We start from the raw sequence: 14939 nt of genomic DNA, 5'->3' as shown, positions 1-14939 counted from the left end.
TATGAGTACGAACGCCTCTGACCCTCTCGCCGCACTGGGTGCCCTGCCCGGGGTCGCGGATGCCGTGGACTCTGTACGCAAGGCCGTCGACCGGGTCTACGGCCACCGGGTCATGCGCCGCCGCAGCAACGAGGTCGCGTCGGAGGCGGCTCTGCGCGGAGCCCGCGCCTCCGCGGCGCTCTCGGGTGCCGACTGGGCGCTGGAAGAGGTGCGCCGGCGCAGCGACTTCGGCGGCGAGGACGAGGCCCGTACCGTCGGTGCGGCCCTGAGGCTGACCGCCGAGTCCGGCCAGCTGCTGTCCATCTGGCGGCAGTCGCCGCTGCGGGTGCTGGCCCGGCTGCATCTGGTGGCCGCAGGCGGCGCGGCGCCGGACGAGACGGTCGGCCGTCCCCGGCTCGCGGGCGAGAAGGTCGACGAGCCGCTGATCGAAGCGCCGCTGCCGGACGCGGACGAGGTGGCCGGGCGGCTGGAAGGGCTCTCGGAGCTGATCATCGCGGGCAGTTCGGCTCCGGCGCTGGTGATGGCCTCGGTCGTACACGGTGAACTGCTCGCCCTGCGCCCGTTCTCCTCGTCCAACGGACTGGTGGCCCGGGCCGCCGAACGCATCGTCCTGGTGGGCAGTGGACTCGACCCCAAGTCGATCTGCCCGGCCGAGGTCGGCCATGCGGAGCTCGGCCGCGCGGCGTACGTCTCCGCCTTCGACGGCTACTTGTCGGGAACCCCGGAGGGGATGGCGGCCTGGATCGCGCACTGCGGCCGCGCGGTCGAACTCGGCGTACGGGAATCGACCGCCGTCTGCGAGGCCTTGCAGCGGGGTGCGGCGTAGGTTTCAGGGCTCAGGCGTCCGGGCCGGGTCGATACGAGGCCTGCACGAAACAGGCCCTACGACGGACGAGGCCTTACGACGAGACGAGGTCCTACGACGAGACAGGCCCGCACAAAGGGTTGCGGCGGTACCAGAATTGGTACCGCCGCTGGCATGTCCGCCCAGTTACCAAGCGTCCTCGATATGTTGCCCATCAGGTCGGGAACTTTGCCCGTCACCTGGTGCGGCTGGCCCGTAATCGACGGGTCGACGTCGCGTGGGTGCTCGGCGTCCATACTTCGGTCCGTGGGCCTTTACTGCGTGATTGGTGATCCTCTCGGATGTCCCAGGTCTCGCGGGCCGTAAGTCCTTTGTACTCCAGCGGCCCGGCGAGCGGAACCCCTGGCTGCACTTCTTTACTTATAACCTCAAATATGGGCAAAGTTCGCGCTGCGGCGGCGGCTCGCGTACCAGACCAGCCCGGCGGTGGCGACTGCTGCTCCCACCGCGACCGCCGCGACCAGCGCAGGACGTGCCGGCATCGTGAACGCGGGGATCCGCTGCTTCAGTCGTACCGGGCGGTTGAAGACGAGAATCGGCCAATCGCGTGATGCCGCCTCGCGGCGCAGCGCACGGTCCGGGTTGACCGCGTACGGATGACCGACGGACTGGAGCATGGGGACATCGGTGATGGAGTCGCTGTACGCGTAACAGCGCGACAGGTCGTACCCCTCGGACTCCGCGAGCCCCTTGATCGCCTCGGCCTTGGTCGGCCCGTAGGCGTAGTACTCGACCTCTCCCGTGTAACAGCCGTCGTCGCCGACGACCATGCGGGTCGCGACGACACGGTCCGCGCCGAGCAACTCGCCGATCGGTTCGACGACCTCCGCGCCGGAGGTGGAGACGATCACGACGTCGCGCCCGGCCGCGTGGTGCTCCTCGATGAGGGACGCGGCCTCGTCGTAGATGATCGGGTCGATCAGATCGTGGAGGGTCTCGGCGACGATCTCTTTGACCTGGCGAACGTTCCAGCCTTTGCAGAGGGCGGACAGGTAGTGGCGCATCCGCTCCATCTGGTCGTGGTCCGCGCCTCCCGCGAGGAAGACGAACTGTGAGTACGCGGTGCGCAGTACGGCGCGGCGGTTGATCAGTCCCCCTTGGTAGAAGGACTTGCTGAAGGTCAGCGTCGACGACTTCGCAATGACCGTCTTGTCCAGGTCAAAGAAGGCTGCTGTGCGCGGCAAGGAGTGGTTTTCCACGACGCCGAGCATAGGCGCCCACCATTCGGCGTAAGCTGGGGCGCGTGGGTTTGCCTGAGAAGGCTCTCGGGTACACCATGGAAGTCACGGATCGTTCGCGACCGTGCTAACCCGGCCCGACTCCTCCCCCCCCGAGTCGGCCGTGGGGACGACCCCCGCTCTCCCCCCCGGCGGGGGTCGTCGCATGTCCGGACGCATTTTCGTCCCTCGCGGCTCATCGTTTTCCTCTCCTTCGGGTCCATGTGGCGTGTCTGTGGACGGCAGAGGATCGTCACGCTGTGTATCCGATGGGCTGCGCTCCGGAAGTGGTGCGGTAAGTCACCGGTATGGGCTACCGCGATATTCACAACTCGCGAGTTGTCCACAGTTTTGGAGCAAGATCCGCACGATTTCCGGGCGCGCTGCACGGTGATTCCGTCCGCGAACTTCGCGGGCCTAAGGAATCACGGATCCGGGCCGGTGCGCCGGCCTCGTGGCACCCACTGCGGCAGTGGGGTGAGAGGGGGAGAAATCGTGTCGGGTTTCATCACATCTGATACGTCGGGCACATCCGGAGGGTTCGGCTCCTCCGGGGTGCCTGACGTCTCTGGTGCCTCTGGTGTCTCTGGTGTCTCTGGTGCGTCTGGCTCGTCTGGTGCCGGCGTGTCCGGTGCCGGTGCGTCCGGCGTCCCCAGCGTCTCCAGCGGGCGGCCGTCCGTCGGTGAGCGGCGGGGCGGACCTCTGATCGTCACGGAGGACCTGGAGCTGCTCGACGATCTGCTGCGGCTGTGCGCCGCGGCGGGCGCCGATCCACAGGTCCACCACGCGGTGCCCGAGGACAGAGCGAGCTGGGAGAGTGCGCCGCTGGTCCTGGTCGGGGATGACGCCGCCGCCCGCTGCCGAGGGGCCACCCGCAGGCCCGGTGTGCTGCTCGTCGGCCGGGACCAGGACGATCCGCAGGTGTGGCGGCGGGCGGTGGAGATCGGCGCCGACTGCGTGCTGCGACTGCCCGACGCCGAGAGCTGGCTCGTCGACCGGATCGCCGATGTGGCCGAAGGCGTCGGCCGGCCCGCGCTGACGGTCGGCGTGATCGGTGGCAGGGGCGGCGCAGGTGCGTCCACGCTGGCCGGGGCGCTCGCCGTGACGGCTGCCCGCGCGGGGCGGCGCACGATGCTCGTGGACGGCGATCCGCTGGGCGGTGGGCTCGATGTGCTTCTCGGCGGGGAGCAGGCCGAGGGCAGACGCTGGCCGGACTTCGCGGCATCGAAGGGCAGGGTGGCGGGTGGCGCCCTTGAGGAGTCGCTGCCGTCGGTGCATGGACTGCGCGTGCTGAGCTGGGACCGCGGCGATTCGGTGGTGGTGCCTCCCGAGTCCATGCGCTCGGTGCTGGCCGCGGCCCGCAGACGTGGCGGAGTGGTGGTCGTGGATCTGCCCCGCCGGGTCGACGAAGGGGTTGCGGAGGCGCTGGCCCAGCTGGACCTCGGGCTGCTGGTGGTGCCCGGAGAGCTGCGCGCGGTGGCCGCGGCGAGGCGCGTCGCGTCGACGGTGGGCATGGTGCTCGGCGATCTGCGGGTCGTGGTGCGCGGACCGTACGCGTCGGGGCTGGACGAGCAGTGGGTGGCCGACGCACTCGGGCTGCCGCTGGCGGGCGAACTGCCTGTGGACACGGGACTGTCCGCCGACCTGGACGGGGGTATCCCACCGGGTGCGGGCGCGCGGGGGCCACTGGCCCGATTCTGTTCGGCGTTCTGGGAGCGGGTGCTCGCGGGCGGTGGCGTCTCATGACCGCGGCACTCCTCGAAGCCGTACGGCAGCGACTCGCCGAGAGCGGGGCCGAGCCGACCCCGGCCAGGGTGGCGGCCGCGTTGCGCGCGCAGGGGCGGCTGCTCGGGGACGCGGAAGTGCTGGGCGCCGCGGAGGAATTGCGGTGCGAGCTGGTGGGGACGGGGCCGCTGCAGTCGCTCCTCGCCGACCCCGAGGTGACGGATGTCCTGGTGTCGGCGCCGGACCGGGTGTGGGTGGACCGGGGCGGCGGGCTCCAGCTCACCGATGTCACCTTCTCCGACGCGGCGGCGGTGCGCAGGCTGGCGCAGCGCCTCGCGGCGGTCGCGGGGCGGCGGCTGGACGACGCCCGCCCCTGGGTGGACGCCAGGCTCCCGGACGGCACCCGCATGCATGCGGTGCTGCCCCCGGTCGCGGTCGGCTCGACCTGTCTGTCGCTGCGGGTGGTGCGGCCAAGGGCCTTCTCGCTGAGCGAGCTCGTCGCTGCGGGGACGATCCCGCCGGGCGGGGACCAGCTGCTCGGGGCGCTGATCGAGGCCAGGGTCTCGTATCTGGTCAGCGGTGGTACGGGCTCGGGCAAGACGACGCTGTTGTCGACGCTGCTGGGGCTCGTCGGTGAGCGCGAGCGGATCGTGCTGGCCGAGGACTCGGCGGAGCTGCGGCCCGACCATCCGCATGTGGTGCGGCTGGAGTCCCGCCCGGCGAACCAGGAGGGCGCGGGCCGGGTCACACTGCGGGACCTGGTGCGCCAGGCCCTGCGGATGCGGCCCGACCGGCTGGTGGTGGGCGAGGTGCGCGGCGCCGAAGTCACCGATCTGCTGGCCGCGTTGAACACGGGCCATGACGGCGGCTGCGGCACCGTCCACGCCAACACGGCCACCGATGTGCCGGCCCGGCTGGAGGCCCTGGGTACGGCGGCCGGGCTCGACCGGGCCGCGCTGCACAGCCAGTTGGCGGCCGCGCTGTCGGTGGTGGTCCATCTCGTCCGGGACCGGGACGGGCGGCGCCGGATCGCAGAGGTGCATGTGCTGGAGCGGGACGTGGCGGGGCTGGTGATGACCGTACCGGCGCTGCGGTGGGGCGCGGCGGGCTTCGCGCGGGAGCGGGGCTGGGAGCGGCTGCGGCTGCTGATCGGGGGTGCGTGGTGACGACGGTGGCGATGTGTGCGGCGGTCTGTGCGGGCGCCGCGGCATGGATGAGGGCCGGCGGGGACCAGGGGGCGCGGCGGGCGAGGCTCGTGCTTGCGGGAGGGGGCGCCGTGGACCTGGCCCCCCGGTGGGACTGGGAGCGGCGGTTGCGGGCGGTGCGGCGGCTGCGACGGGAGTGGCTGTGTCTGCCGGTGGCGTTGGTGCTCGCTGTGCTCGGGGCGTCGGTGCTGCCGCTGGTCGTGGGCGTGATCGCGGTGCCCCTGGTGGGGCGGCGGTTGCGGGACGGGGAGCGGAGACGGGCGAAGGAACGCAGAGCCGATGCGGTGATCGCGCTTTGCGGCGGGATCGCGGGCGAGCTGCGGGCAGGTCGCCAGCCCGGGCAGGCGCTGCTGACCGCAGGCCGGGACACCGGGGCGCTCGGCGGGGCGGAGGCCGCGGTGCTGGCGGCCGCACGGTTCGGCGGCGATGTGCCCGCGGAGCTGCGGCGGGCGGCCCGTGAGCCGGGCGCGGACGGGCTGGCCGGACTCGCGGCCTGCTGGCGGGTGTCGGTGGACAGCGGGGCGGGGCTGGCCTCCGGTCTCGACCGGCTGGAGGCGGCGCTCCGGGCCGAGCGGGATCAACGGGAGGGGCTGCGCGCCCAGTTGGCCGGAGCGTGGTCGACGGTCGTCGTGCTGGCGCTGCTCCCGGTGGTCGGACTGGGCCTGGGCTGGGCGCTGGGAGCCGATCCGCTGCGGGTGCTGCTGCACAGCCCTGTCGGCGTGGGGTGCCTGCTGGTGGGCGGGCTGCTGGAGGCCGCAGGGCTGTGCTGGGCGGCGCGGATCGTGCGGGCGGGGGAGCGGCCATGAGCGGTGAGTTCGTTCACGGGCTGGGGGCGGCGGTCCCGGTGGCGGCCGCCCTGGTTTGGCTGTGCTGCCTGGCGGCGGGATGGCGGCGCGAGAGGCGGGTGCGCGGGCGGATCGCGGCTCTGCTGGCAGTGGAGTACGGGCAGCAGCGTCGGAGGCAGCTGCCCGGGGTCGAGGTCGGGGCCGTGGTCATGGCGGGAGCCCGGGTGCGGGAGTGGGCCCTTCCGGCGGTGGCCGTGATCATCGGCTGGGTCCTCGCGGGTGGCGTGACGGGATTCCTGCTGGGAGCGGCGGGGGCGTACGCCCTGAAGAAGTGGCAGCAGGGGCGCGCACGGGACAGGGCCGTGGGCGAGGACCCCTCGGCGGAGCAACTGCCGCTCGCCGCCGATCTGCTGGCCGCCTGTGTCTCGGCCGGGGCCGGGCCAGGTGAGGCGGCAGAAGCGGTCGGGGAGTCGTTGGGCGGTCCGGTCGGCGGGCGCCTGACGAAGACCGCAGCGGAACTGCGCCTCGGCAGCGAACCGGCGCAGGCGTGGGGGCGGTTCGGTGAGATACCGGGCGCGGCCGGGCTGGCCCGCTGTCTGGAGCGGTCCGGTTCCTCGGGGGCGCCGGCGGCGGAGCCGGTCTCCCGGCTGGCCGCAGGTCTCCGCGCGGAGCGGGCCAGGAGCGCCGCGGCGCGGGCCCAGCGCGCCCAGGTCCTGATCACGGCACCGGTGGGGCTCTGCTTCCTGCCCGCGTTCCTGGCGATCGGGGTGGCCCCGATGGTGATCGGCCTGGCGAGCGGACTGCTGCACGGCGACTGACACGACGACCGACACAGCAACTGATCAACGGATTCAGGGGGTTGAGATGAGGTTCATGATGCGGATGAAGGACCGGGCGACTCATGCGGAGGCGAATGCGCGGGCCTGGCTGGGCAGGACACGGGCGCGTCGCGACGCGGGGATGACGACGTCGGAGTACGCGATGGGAACGATCGCGGCCTGTGCCTTTGCCGCGGTCCTCTACAAGGTGGTGACGAGCGGGACGGTGTCGACTGCGCTCGAGTCGGTCATCGGGAAGGCGCTCAGTGCCCAGTTCTGACACCGTCGCCGCGGCGGCCGCGGCGGCGGACACGTCGACGCCCGTGGACCGGGGGTCCGTGACGGCGGAGGCGGCCGTGGCCGTTCCGGCGCTGGTGGTGTTCACGATGGCGCTGGTGTGGGCTCTGGTGGCGGCGTCCGCGCAGATCCAGTGCGTGGACGCGGCCCGGGCCGGGGCGCGGGCGGCCGCGCGATCGGAGCCGGAGGCCGCGGCGCTCGCCGCCGCCCGGTCGGCCGCCCCGCGCGACGCCCGGGTCTCGCTGGACCGGGAAGGCGACCTGTGGCGGGTCCGGGTGGAGGCCCCGACACCCGGCCCGGGAGGGCTGGCGCTGACCCTGACCGCGGAAGCCGCCGCGCTCGCGGAGGAGACGGTGGGGAGCGGCGCGCCATGAGCAGGAGCCGCGACCAGGGCTCGGCGACCGTGTGGGTGGCCATGGCGGCGTGCGCGATATGTGCGGTTTTCGCCGCGGTGCTCGCCATGGGCCAGGCGGTCGTCGCACGCCACCGCGCGGGCGCCGCGGCCGACCTGGCGGCGCTCGCCGCAGCGGACCGGGCTCTGGACGGTGCGGGGCAGGCGTGCGATGCGGCGGCGCGGGTGGCCCGCGCCCAGGGGACGGCCGTGGTGCGGTGCGCGGTGACCGGAGAGATCGCCGATGTGACGGCCAGGGCCGCCCTCGGGCCGTACCGGCCGGAGGTCAGATCCCGGGCGGGTCCTCCGGATGGCCCAGTGCCCCCTCAGGAGTTTCTGGCGGTGCACCCGCAGGTGTCTCCGGGCTCCCGGGTGCCTCCGGGCCCGACGGGGTGGTCCCAGGCGGCGGGGCGCCCTGGGACGGGGCGGCCGGGGCAGGGACCGGTGCCTCCCTGAGGAGGACCGTCAGCAGGCGGACGGCGGCGCGCTTGTGCAGAGGTTCGTTGCCGTTGCCGCACTTGGGGGACTGAATACAGGACGGGCAGCCCGCCTCGCACTCGCAGGAGGCGATGGCCTCGCGGGTCGCGGTCAGCCAGTCACGGGCGGTGTGGAAGGCCCGCTCGGCGAAGCCCGCGCCGCCCGGGTGGCCGTCGTACACGAAGACGGTGGGCAGCAGGGTGTCCGGGTGCAGCGGGACAGATACCCCGCCGATGTCCCAGCGGTCGCAGGTGGCGAAGAGCGGGAGCATCCCGATGGAGGCGTGCTCGGCGGCGTGCAGAGCCCCGCCCAGCTGCTCCGGATTCACCCGTGCGGCCTCCAGCTGGTCCTCGGTGACCGTCCACCACACGGCCCGGGTCCGCAGGGTGCGCGGCGGTAGATCGAGCTTGGTCTCGCCGAGCACCTCCCCGGTGATCAGCTTCCTGCGGAGGAAGGAGACGACCTGGTTGGTGACCTCGACGGACCCGTAGCAGAGGCGGCCGGCGCCCCATGGGATCTCGGTGTCGGTGTCCAGGATGGAGATGGAGGTGGTGTCGCGGGCGGTGGTGGAGTACGGCGGGTTCGCCTCCTCGACGAGGGCGACGGAGTCCTCCAGGTCCAGCTGCTTCACCAGATACGTACGGCCCTGGTGGAGGTGGACGGCGCCTTCGTGGACGGCGGCGTGCGAGGCGGGTTCGTCGACCGTGCCGAGCAGCCGGCCGGTCGCGGCCTCGACGATCTGCACCGGCCGGCCGCCCTCGCCCCGGATGTCGGTGAGGTCGGCGGCCCGCTCGCGGCGGGTCCAGTACCAGCCTGTGGTGCGCCTGCGCAGCAGCCCGGCGTTCTCCAGTTGGGGCAGCAGCTCCGGTACGGCGGGACCGAAGAGGTCCAGGTCGTCCTCCGACAGTGGCAGCTCCGCGGCGGCCGCGCACAGGTGCGGGGCGAGGACGTACGGGTTGTCGGGGTCGAGGACGGTGGACTCGACCGGCTGCTGGAAGAGCGCCTCGGGGTGGTGGACGAGGAACGTGTCCAGCGGGTCGTCGCGGGCGACCAGGACGGCGAGGGCGCCCTGCCCTGAGCGTCCGGCCCGGCCTGCCTGCTGCCACAGCGAAGCCCGGGTGCCCGGATAGCCGGCGATCACAACCGCGTCCAGGCCGGAGACGTCGACCCCCAGCTCCAGGGCCGTGGTGGCGGCCAGGCCGAGCAGCTCGCCGGAGTGCAGGGCCTGCTCCAGGGCGCGGCGCTCCTCCGGCAGGTAGCCGCCCCGGTAGGCGGCGACCCTGCGGGCCAGGGTGCGGTCCACCTCGGCCAGACGTTCCTGGGCGATGACGGAGATCAGCTCGGCGCCGCGCCGGGAGCGTACGAACGCGACCGTGCGGACGCCCTGGATGGTCAGGTCGGTGAGGAGGTCGGCGGTCTCGGCCGTAGCGGTGCGGCGTACGGGGGCGCCCTTCTCACCGTGCAGCTCGGTGAGCGGCGGCTCCCAGAGGGCGAAGACGAGCTCGCCGCGGGGCGAGGCGTCGTCGGAGACCTCCGTGACGGGCAGGCCGGTGAGGCGGCGGGCGGCGACGGCGGGTTCCGCGGCGGTGGCGGAGGCGAGGAGGAAGACAGGGTTCGCCCCGTAGCGGGCGCATACGCGGCGGAGGCGGCGCAGGACCTGGGCGACATGCGAGCCGAATACGCCCCGGTAGGTGTGGCACTCGTCGATGACGACATAGCGCAGCGTGCGCAGGAAGGAGGACCAGCGGGGGTGCGAGGGAAGTATCCCACGGTGGAGCATGTCCGGATTGGTGAGCACGTAGTTCGCGTACTGGCGGACCCATTCCCGCTCCTCCACGGGGGTGTCCCCGTCGTACACGGCCGGTCGCACCCGGTTGCCCAACGGAGCGGCGAGCTCCTTCACGGCGCGTCGCTGGTCGGCGGCGAGGGCCTTGGTCGGGGCGAGGTAGAGGGCCGTGGCGCCGCGCCCGTTGGCGGCCTCGGCACCGTCGAGCAGCGTGCTGAGGACCGGAGCGAGATACGCAAGCGACTTGCCGGAGGCCGTCCCTGTGGCGATCACGACCGATTCGCCGTCCAGGGCGTGCTCGGCGGCGGCTGCCTGGTGGGCCCAGGGGTGCTCGATGCCCGCCTGCTGGATGGCGTTGATCACTTCCGCGCGGATGCGGTGGGGCCAGACTGCATGGCGGCCCGGCCTGGGGGGCAAGTGCTCCGTATGAGTGATGCGCGCAGCCCGGCCCGCCCCCGCGGTGAGCCGGTCGAGGACCGTACCGGGGGAGGGGCGGGTTTCCCCGCTCTCGGGCGGTCGTCTGGGACGGTAATTCATGGCCATCGGCACCGAGTGTGTCACTGGGCTGACGGACAATGGTCCCAAGGCGTCGTGCATGGCTGCTGGTAAGTGATTGAATGCCATCGCGGCTGGAGATCCGTCCCCTGGCTCCGTCGGGGAGACCCGAGGGGCGACCGCTCGATAGCAAGGTGCTGGAGGATCCGTGGACCTGTCCCTGTCGACTCGCAATGTGTCCGGCCCTGGTGGCGACCGTACGGTCGTCGAGGTCGGTGGCGAGATTGATGTGTATACCGCGCCCAAGCTGCGCGAGCAGTTGGTCGAGTTGGTGAACGACGGCAGCTACCACCTGGTTGTCGACATGGAGGGTGTGGACTTCCTCGACTCGACCGGCCTCGGCGTGCTGGTGGGCGGCCTCAAGCGTGTGCGTGCACACGAAGGCTCGCTGCGCCTGGTCTGCAACCAGGAGCGCATTCTCAAGATCTTCCGGATCACTGGTCTGACCAAGGTGTTCCCCATCCACACGACGGTCGACGAGGCCGTCGCGGCGACCGACTGAGTCGGCCGGAAGGCCCCGGAGGGCTCCGGACCGTTCCGTAGGGTCCGGAGACTTCCGGGGAGCTCCGGGGCGATCCGGAGATCCTTGAGGAAGGGCAGGGGTTCCGGGCGTCATCGCCCGGGCCCGGGAGTTGCACGCTCGCTCGTACGTCCGAGGGGGACCGCATGGCCACCGTTGAACTGCGCTTCAGCGCCCAGCCCGAGCATGTCAGGACGGCCCGTCTGGTGGCCGCTGCCGTGGCACGCCGGGCCGGGGTGGACGAGGCCGTGCTGGACGAGGTCAGGCTCGCCGTGGGTGAGGCCTGCAGCCGTGCGGTCGGTCTGCACCGCAGCAGCGGCATCACCGCCCCCGTGCGCGTCGTGCTCACCGAGGAGGAGAAGACCTTCTCGATCGAGGTCGGCGACGGGGTGCCCGCTCCGGGAGCTTCGTCGGCCGGCGGCGCACAGGCGTCCGGCACAGGCACCGGCCCCGGTTCCGGCTCCGCAGGGGCACCGGAGGACACGGACGGTGACGGTGGCGAGGACCAGATGGGGCTCGCGGTGATCAGCGGGCTCGTCGACGACGTCGAGGTCACCTCCGGTGTGGACGGCGGTGTGATCCGCATGAGCTGGCCCAAGAATCCGGACACGATCGCACCATGACCGCTTGACCGGTCATGCGCGTCACGCTGACGCCGATGCGCTCGTGCGTTCGTCCAACAGGCCCTGCTGAGCAGGGCCTTTTTTCATTTCCCCGGATCACGGACCTGGCGTCAATGCTTTTGACCCATTACTGCTTTCGGGGTGAATCCTGAGGCGCGATCTATTGCTGAGGAGCAAGTGAAGGTCAATTCCATTTGTCGCGCCCTGTTTTGATCAGGTTCTGCTCCCTACAATCCGTCCACATCTTGAGCTCTGAGCGTCAAGGAGGACGAATGGCGGGGCTCTTCAACCCACACCTGACCGACCACCCCACTTCTCTCGCTGCTGCGGTACTCACCGATGACAACCGGATGATCGTGATTGTCATCGCGGGCGTCGCGCTGGCGGCACTGATCGTCGCCCAGCTGCTGGTGCGCCAGGTCCTGGCGGCCGGCGAAGGCACCGATTCCATGAAGAAGATCGCGGCAGCCGTACAGGAAGGCGCGAATGCCTATCTGGCTCGGCAGTTGCGCACACTCGGCATCTTCGCCGTCGTGGTGTTCTTCCTGTTGATGTTGTTGCCGGCCGACAACTGGTCCCAACGCGCCGGACGTTCGGCGTTCTTCCTGGTGGGCGCGCTGTTCTCGGCGGCCACCGGATACATCGGCATGCGTCTCGCCGTACGGGCCAATGTGCGTGTGGCCGCGGCCGCGCGTGAGGCGACACCGGCGGAGGGCGAGCCGGCAAAGGATCTGACGACCGTCTCGCACAAGGCCATGAAGATCGCTTTCCGAACGGGCGGCGTGGTCGGCATGTTCACGGTGGGCCTCGGCCTGCTCGGTGCCTCCTGCGTGGTACTCGTCTACGCCGCGGACGCCCCCAAGGTCCTGGAGGGCTTCGGTCTCGGCGCCGCGCTCATCGCCATGTTCATGCGTGTCGGCGGCGGCATCTTCACCAAGGCCGCGGACGTCGGCGCCGACCTCGTCGGCAAGGTCGAGCAGGGCATCCCCGAGGACGACCCCCGCAACGCCGCCACCATCGCCGACAACGTCGGTGACAACGTCGGCGACTGCGCGGGCATGGCCGCCGACCTCTTCGAGTCGTACGCGGTCACGCTCGTCGCCGCGCTCATCCTCGGCAAGGCCGCCTTCGGTGATCTGGGTCTGGCCTTCCCACTGATCGTTCCGGCGATCGGCGTGGTCACCGCGATGATCGGCATCTTCGCGGTCGCCCCGCGGCGCGCCGACCGCAGCGGGATGACCGCCATCAACCGCGGATTCTTCATCTCCGCGGTGATCTCGTTGGCCCTGGTGGCCGCAGCGGTGTTCGTGTACCTGCCGTCGTCGTACGCGGAGCTGGACGGTGTCACGGAGGCCGCGATCCTGTCCCATGCCGGCGACCCGCGCATCCTCGCGCTCGTGGCCGTCGCCATCGGCATCGTGCTCGCCGCCCTGATCCAGCAGCTGACCGGGTACTTCACCGAGACGAACCGCCGCCCCGTCCGCGACATCGGCAAGTCGTCGCTGACCGGCGCGGCCACCGTCGTACTCGCCGGTATCTCCGTCGGTCTGGAATCGGCCGTCTACACGGCGCTGTTGATCGGCCTCGGCGTGTACGGGGCGTTCCTGCTCGGCGGTACGTCGATCATGCTCGCGCTGTTCGCGGTGGCACTGGCCGGCACCGGCCTGCTCACCACCGTCGGTGTCATCGTCGCGATGGACACCTTCGGCCCGGTCTCCGACAACGCCCAGGGCATCGCCGAGATGTCCGGCGACGTCACGGGTGCGGGCGCACAGGTCCTCACCGACCTCGACGCCGTCGGCAACACCACCAAGGCGATCACCAAGGGCATCGCCATCGCCACCGCCGTTCTCGCCGCGGCCGCGCTCTTCGGCTCGTACCGCGACGCGATCGCCACCTCCGTCGCCGAGGTGGGTGCCAAGGCCGCGGAGATGAACCTCAGTCTGGACATCTCCCAGCCCAACAACCTGGTGGGCCTGGTCCTCGGTGCCGCGGTCGTCTTCCTCTTCTCGGGGCTGGCGATCAACGCGGTGTCCCGGTCGGCCGGTTCGGTGGTCTACGAGGTGCGGCGGCAGTTCCGCGAGCACCCCGGGATCATGGACTACAGCGAGAAGCCGGAGTACGGGCGCGTCGTCGACATCTGCACCAAGGACGCGCTGCGCGAACTGGCCACGCCCGGTCTGCTCGCCGTGCTGGCCCCGATCGCCGTCGGCTTCACCTTCGGTGTCGGCGCGCTGGGCTCGTACCTCGCGGGCGCCATCGCCACCGGCACCCTGATGGCCGTCTTCCTCGCCAACTCCGGTGGCGCCTGGGACAACGCCAAGAAGCTCGTCGAGGACGGGCACCACGGCGGAAAGGGCAGCGAGGCGCACGCCGCGACGGTCATCGGCGACACGGTCGGCGACCCGTTCAAGGACACCGCGGGTCCCGCGATCAACCCCCTGCTGAAGGTGATGAACCTGGTGGCACTGCTGATCGCACCCGCGGTCGTGCAGTTCAGCTACGGTGACGACGCCAACGCGGCCGTACGGGCCGTGATCGCGACGCTCGCGATCCTGGTCATCATCGGCGCCGTGTACGTGTCGAAGCGGCGTTCCGTCGCCATGGGTGACGAAGGCAACGCCGCCGAGCGCACGGCGAAGTCACCGGACCCGGCGGTCGTTTCGTAGGAATACGACACGCCTGAACGAAACACCTGCTCAAAGCACGGGCGGGCGGCGCGGATTGACGCGCTGTCCGCCCGATCGCGTCTCCGCGCCGCCCCGGTGTGGGCCGGCGATGAGAGCCTTCTCTCTCTTGGTGCAAATGGCTGCAATAGCCTACATACTGGACGTCTGTCATGCGATTGTCGTCCACTTGGCGTGTATGTTCCGGGGCCGAGAGCCTTGGAAGGGACCGATCCGGTGAAGGTGAACAAGAAGCTTGCGGCCGCGCTGTCCGGCGGCGCTGTACTGGTACTCGCGCTGTCGGGCTGCACCGCCGACGACAGTGACGACAAGGTGAATGCCTGGGCCAAGACGGTCTGCGACCAGGCACAGCCGCAGATCCAGAAGAGGGCCGACGCCCAGCAGACGATCATCTCGACCGCCGCCGACGGCAAGCCCGCGGACATCCAGGCCGCCGACTCGAAGGCCTTCCAGGACATCGCCGACGCCAACAAGGCCCTGGCCGCGGCGGTGCAGAAGGCCGGCACGCCGCCGGTCGAGAACGGCGCGAAGCTGCAGCAGGACGCCGTCACGGAGCTCAACGCCACCTCCGCGGCCTACCTCGCGCTGAAGAAGCAGATCGACGCGCTCAACCCGAAGGACCAGCAGAAGTTCGCCGATGGTCTGCAGGAGGTTGCGGACGGTCTGGCCAAGATCGAGAAGATGGACCAGGACTCGCTGGCCAAGCTGCAGTCTGGCGAGCTGGGGCAGGCGATGGCCAAGGAGCCCGGCTGTCAGAAGGTGAAGCCGTCGGGGACGGCGACCGCGAATCCGGGCTCGGGCGCCTCGAAGCCGGCGACCAAGCCGTCGAACGCCACCGGACCGTCCAAGTCCGCCGGTGCGTCGAAGTCCTCCGGCGAGTAGTCGCCAGTCACCTGTAGTTCACCGAGCACGCCTGTAGTTCACCGAGCACGCCTGTAGTTCACCGAGCACGCCTGTAGTTCCCCGAGCACGCTCACGGTTCGCGTTC

13 protein-coding genes and 1 pseudogene are annotated in these 14939 nt (G+C 71.2%); 12 read left to right on the top strand and 2 right to left on the bottom strand.

Going from position 1 to position 14939, the window contains the following annotated elements:
- The first annotated feature begins 1 nt into the window (after window position 1).
- Window positions 2–826: an oxidoreductase gene (locus ACWCXB_RS26055; protein WP_450725999.1), complete on the top strand. Its 825-nt coding sequence runs from the start codon at window positions 2–4 to the stop codon at window positions 824–826.
- Between the two features lie 407 nt (window positions 827–1233).
- Here the strand turns inward: ACWCXB_RS26055 and ACWCXB_RS26050 are convergent, their stop codons facing one another.
- A complete protein-coding gene (locus ACWCXB_RS26050; RefSeq protein ID WP_450725997.1) occupies window positions 1234–2076 on the bottom strand; it encodes an HAD family hydrolase in 843 nt (280 codons plus the stop codon).
- Window positions 2077–2706: 630 nt separating this feature from the next.
- On the opposite strand from ACWCXB_RS26050, the gene ssd reads away from it, so the two are divergent.
- The 7 genes and pseudogenes from ssd to ACWCXB_RS26015 all read left to right on the top strand — a co-directional run.
- Window positions 2707–3828: a septum site-determining protein Ssd gene (ssd, locus tag ACWCXB_RS26045; protein ID WP_450725995.1), complete on the top strand. Its 1122-nt coding sequence runs from the start codon at window positions 2707–2709 to the stop codon at window positions 3826–3828.
- On the top strand, window positions 3825–4973 hold the full coding sequence (locus ACWCXB_RS26040) for a TadA family conjugal transfer-associated ATPase (RefSeq protein WP_450725994.1): 1149 nt from the start codon (window positions 3825–3827) through the stop codon (window positions 4971–4973). The genes ssd and ACWCXB_RS26040 overlap by 4 nt, the downstream gene beginning before the upstream one ends.
- 11 nt (window positions 4974–4984) lie before the next feature.
- Window positions 4985–5818 (top strand): type II secretion system F family protein, encoded by an 834-nt coding sequence (locus ACWCXB_RS26035; protein ID WP_450726055.1) that lies wholly within the window; start codon window positions 4985–4987, stop codon window positions 5816–5818.
- The gene (locus tag ACWCXB_RS26030; RefSeq protein WP_450725993.1) at window positions 5815–6615 is read left to right on the top strand and encodes a type II secretion system F family protein; all 801 of its coding nucleotides are present in this window, start codon (window positions 5815–5817) and stop codon (window positions 6613–6615) included. The genes ACWCXB_RS26035 and ACWCXB_RS26030 overlap by 4 nt, the downstream gene beginning before the upstream one ends.
- Window positions 6616–6661: 46 nt before the next feature.
- Window positions 6662–6895, top strand: a complete 234-nt coding sequence (locus ACWCXB_RS26025) for a DUF4244 domain-containing protein (protein WP_450725991.1) — start codon at window positions 6662–6664, stop codon at window positions 6893–6895.
- Window positions 6882–7286: a TadE family type IV pilus minor pilin gene (locus ACWCXB_RS26020; RefSeq protein ID WP_450725990.1), complete on the top strand. Its 405-nt coding sequence runs from the start codon at window positions 6882–6884 to the stop codon at window positions 7284–7286. The genes ACWCXB_RS26025 and ACWCXB_RS26020 overlap by 14 nt, the downstream gene beginning before the upstream one ends.
- Window positions 7283–7549: pseudogene (locus ACWCXB_RS26015) on the top strand (Rv3654c family TadE-like protein); the annotation flags it as partial. The gene ACWCXB_RS26020 and the pseudogene ACWCXB_RS26015, both read left to right, overlap by 4 nt.
- Before the next feature lie 40 nt (window positions 7550–7589).
- On the opposite strand, the gene ACWCXB_RS26010 reads toward ACWCXB_RS26015, so the two are convergent.
- Window positions 7590–10190: a DEAD/DEAH box helicase gene (locus ACWCXB_RS26010; RefSeq protein ID WP_450725988.1), complete on the bottom strand. Its 2601-nt coding sequence runs from the start codon at window positions 10188–10190 to the stop codon at window positions 7590–7592.
- Between the two features lie 79 nt (window positions 10191–10269).
- Between ACWCXB_RS26010 and ACWCXB_RS26005 the strand changes: the two genes are divergently transcribed.
- From ACWCXB_RS26005 to ACWCXB_RS25990, 4 genes are all read left to right on the top strand, one after another.
- A complete protein-coding gene (locus ACWCXB_RS26005; RefSeq protein ID WP_003967428.1) occupies window positions 10270–10623 on the top strand; it encodes an STAS domain-containing protein in 354 nt (117 codons plus the stop codon).
- Window positions 10624–10787: 164 nt separating this feature from the next.
- Window positions 10788–11264 (top strand): ATP-binding protein, encoded by a 477-nt coding sequence (locus ACWCXB_RS26000; RefSeq protein WP_450725986.1) that lies wholly within the window; start codon window positions 10788–10790, stop codon window positions 11262–11264.
- Window positions 11265–11536: 272 nt separating this feature from the next.
- On the top strand, window positions 11537–13933 hold the full coding sequence (locus ACWCXB_RS25995; RefSeq protein WP_450725984.1) for a sodium-translocating pyrophosphatase: 2397 nt from the start codon (window positions 11537–11539) through the stop codon (window positions 13931–13933).
- A gap of 240 nt (window positions 13934–14173) precedes the next feature.
- Window positions 14174–14833 carry a small secreted protein gene (locus tag ACWCXB_RS25990; protein ID WP_450726053.1) on the top strand — a complete coding sequence of 220 codons (660 nt, stop codon included), beginning with the start codon at window positions 14174–14176 and terminating at the stop codon, window positions 14831–14833.
- Window positions 14834–14939 lie beyond the last annotated feature (106 nt).

Source organism: Streptomyces sp. NPDC001514 (genome assembly GCF_053597075.1).
This window is presented reverse-complemented; position numbering and strand designations above follow the sequence as displayed.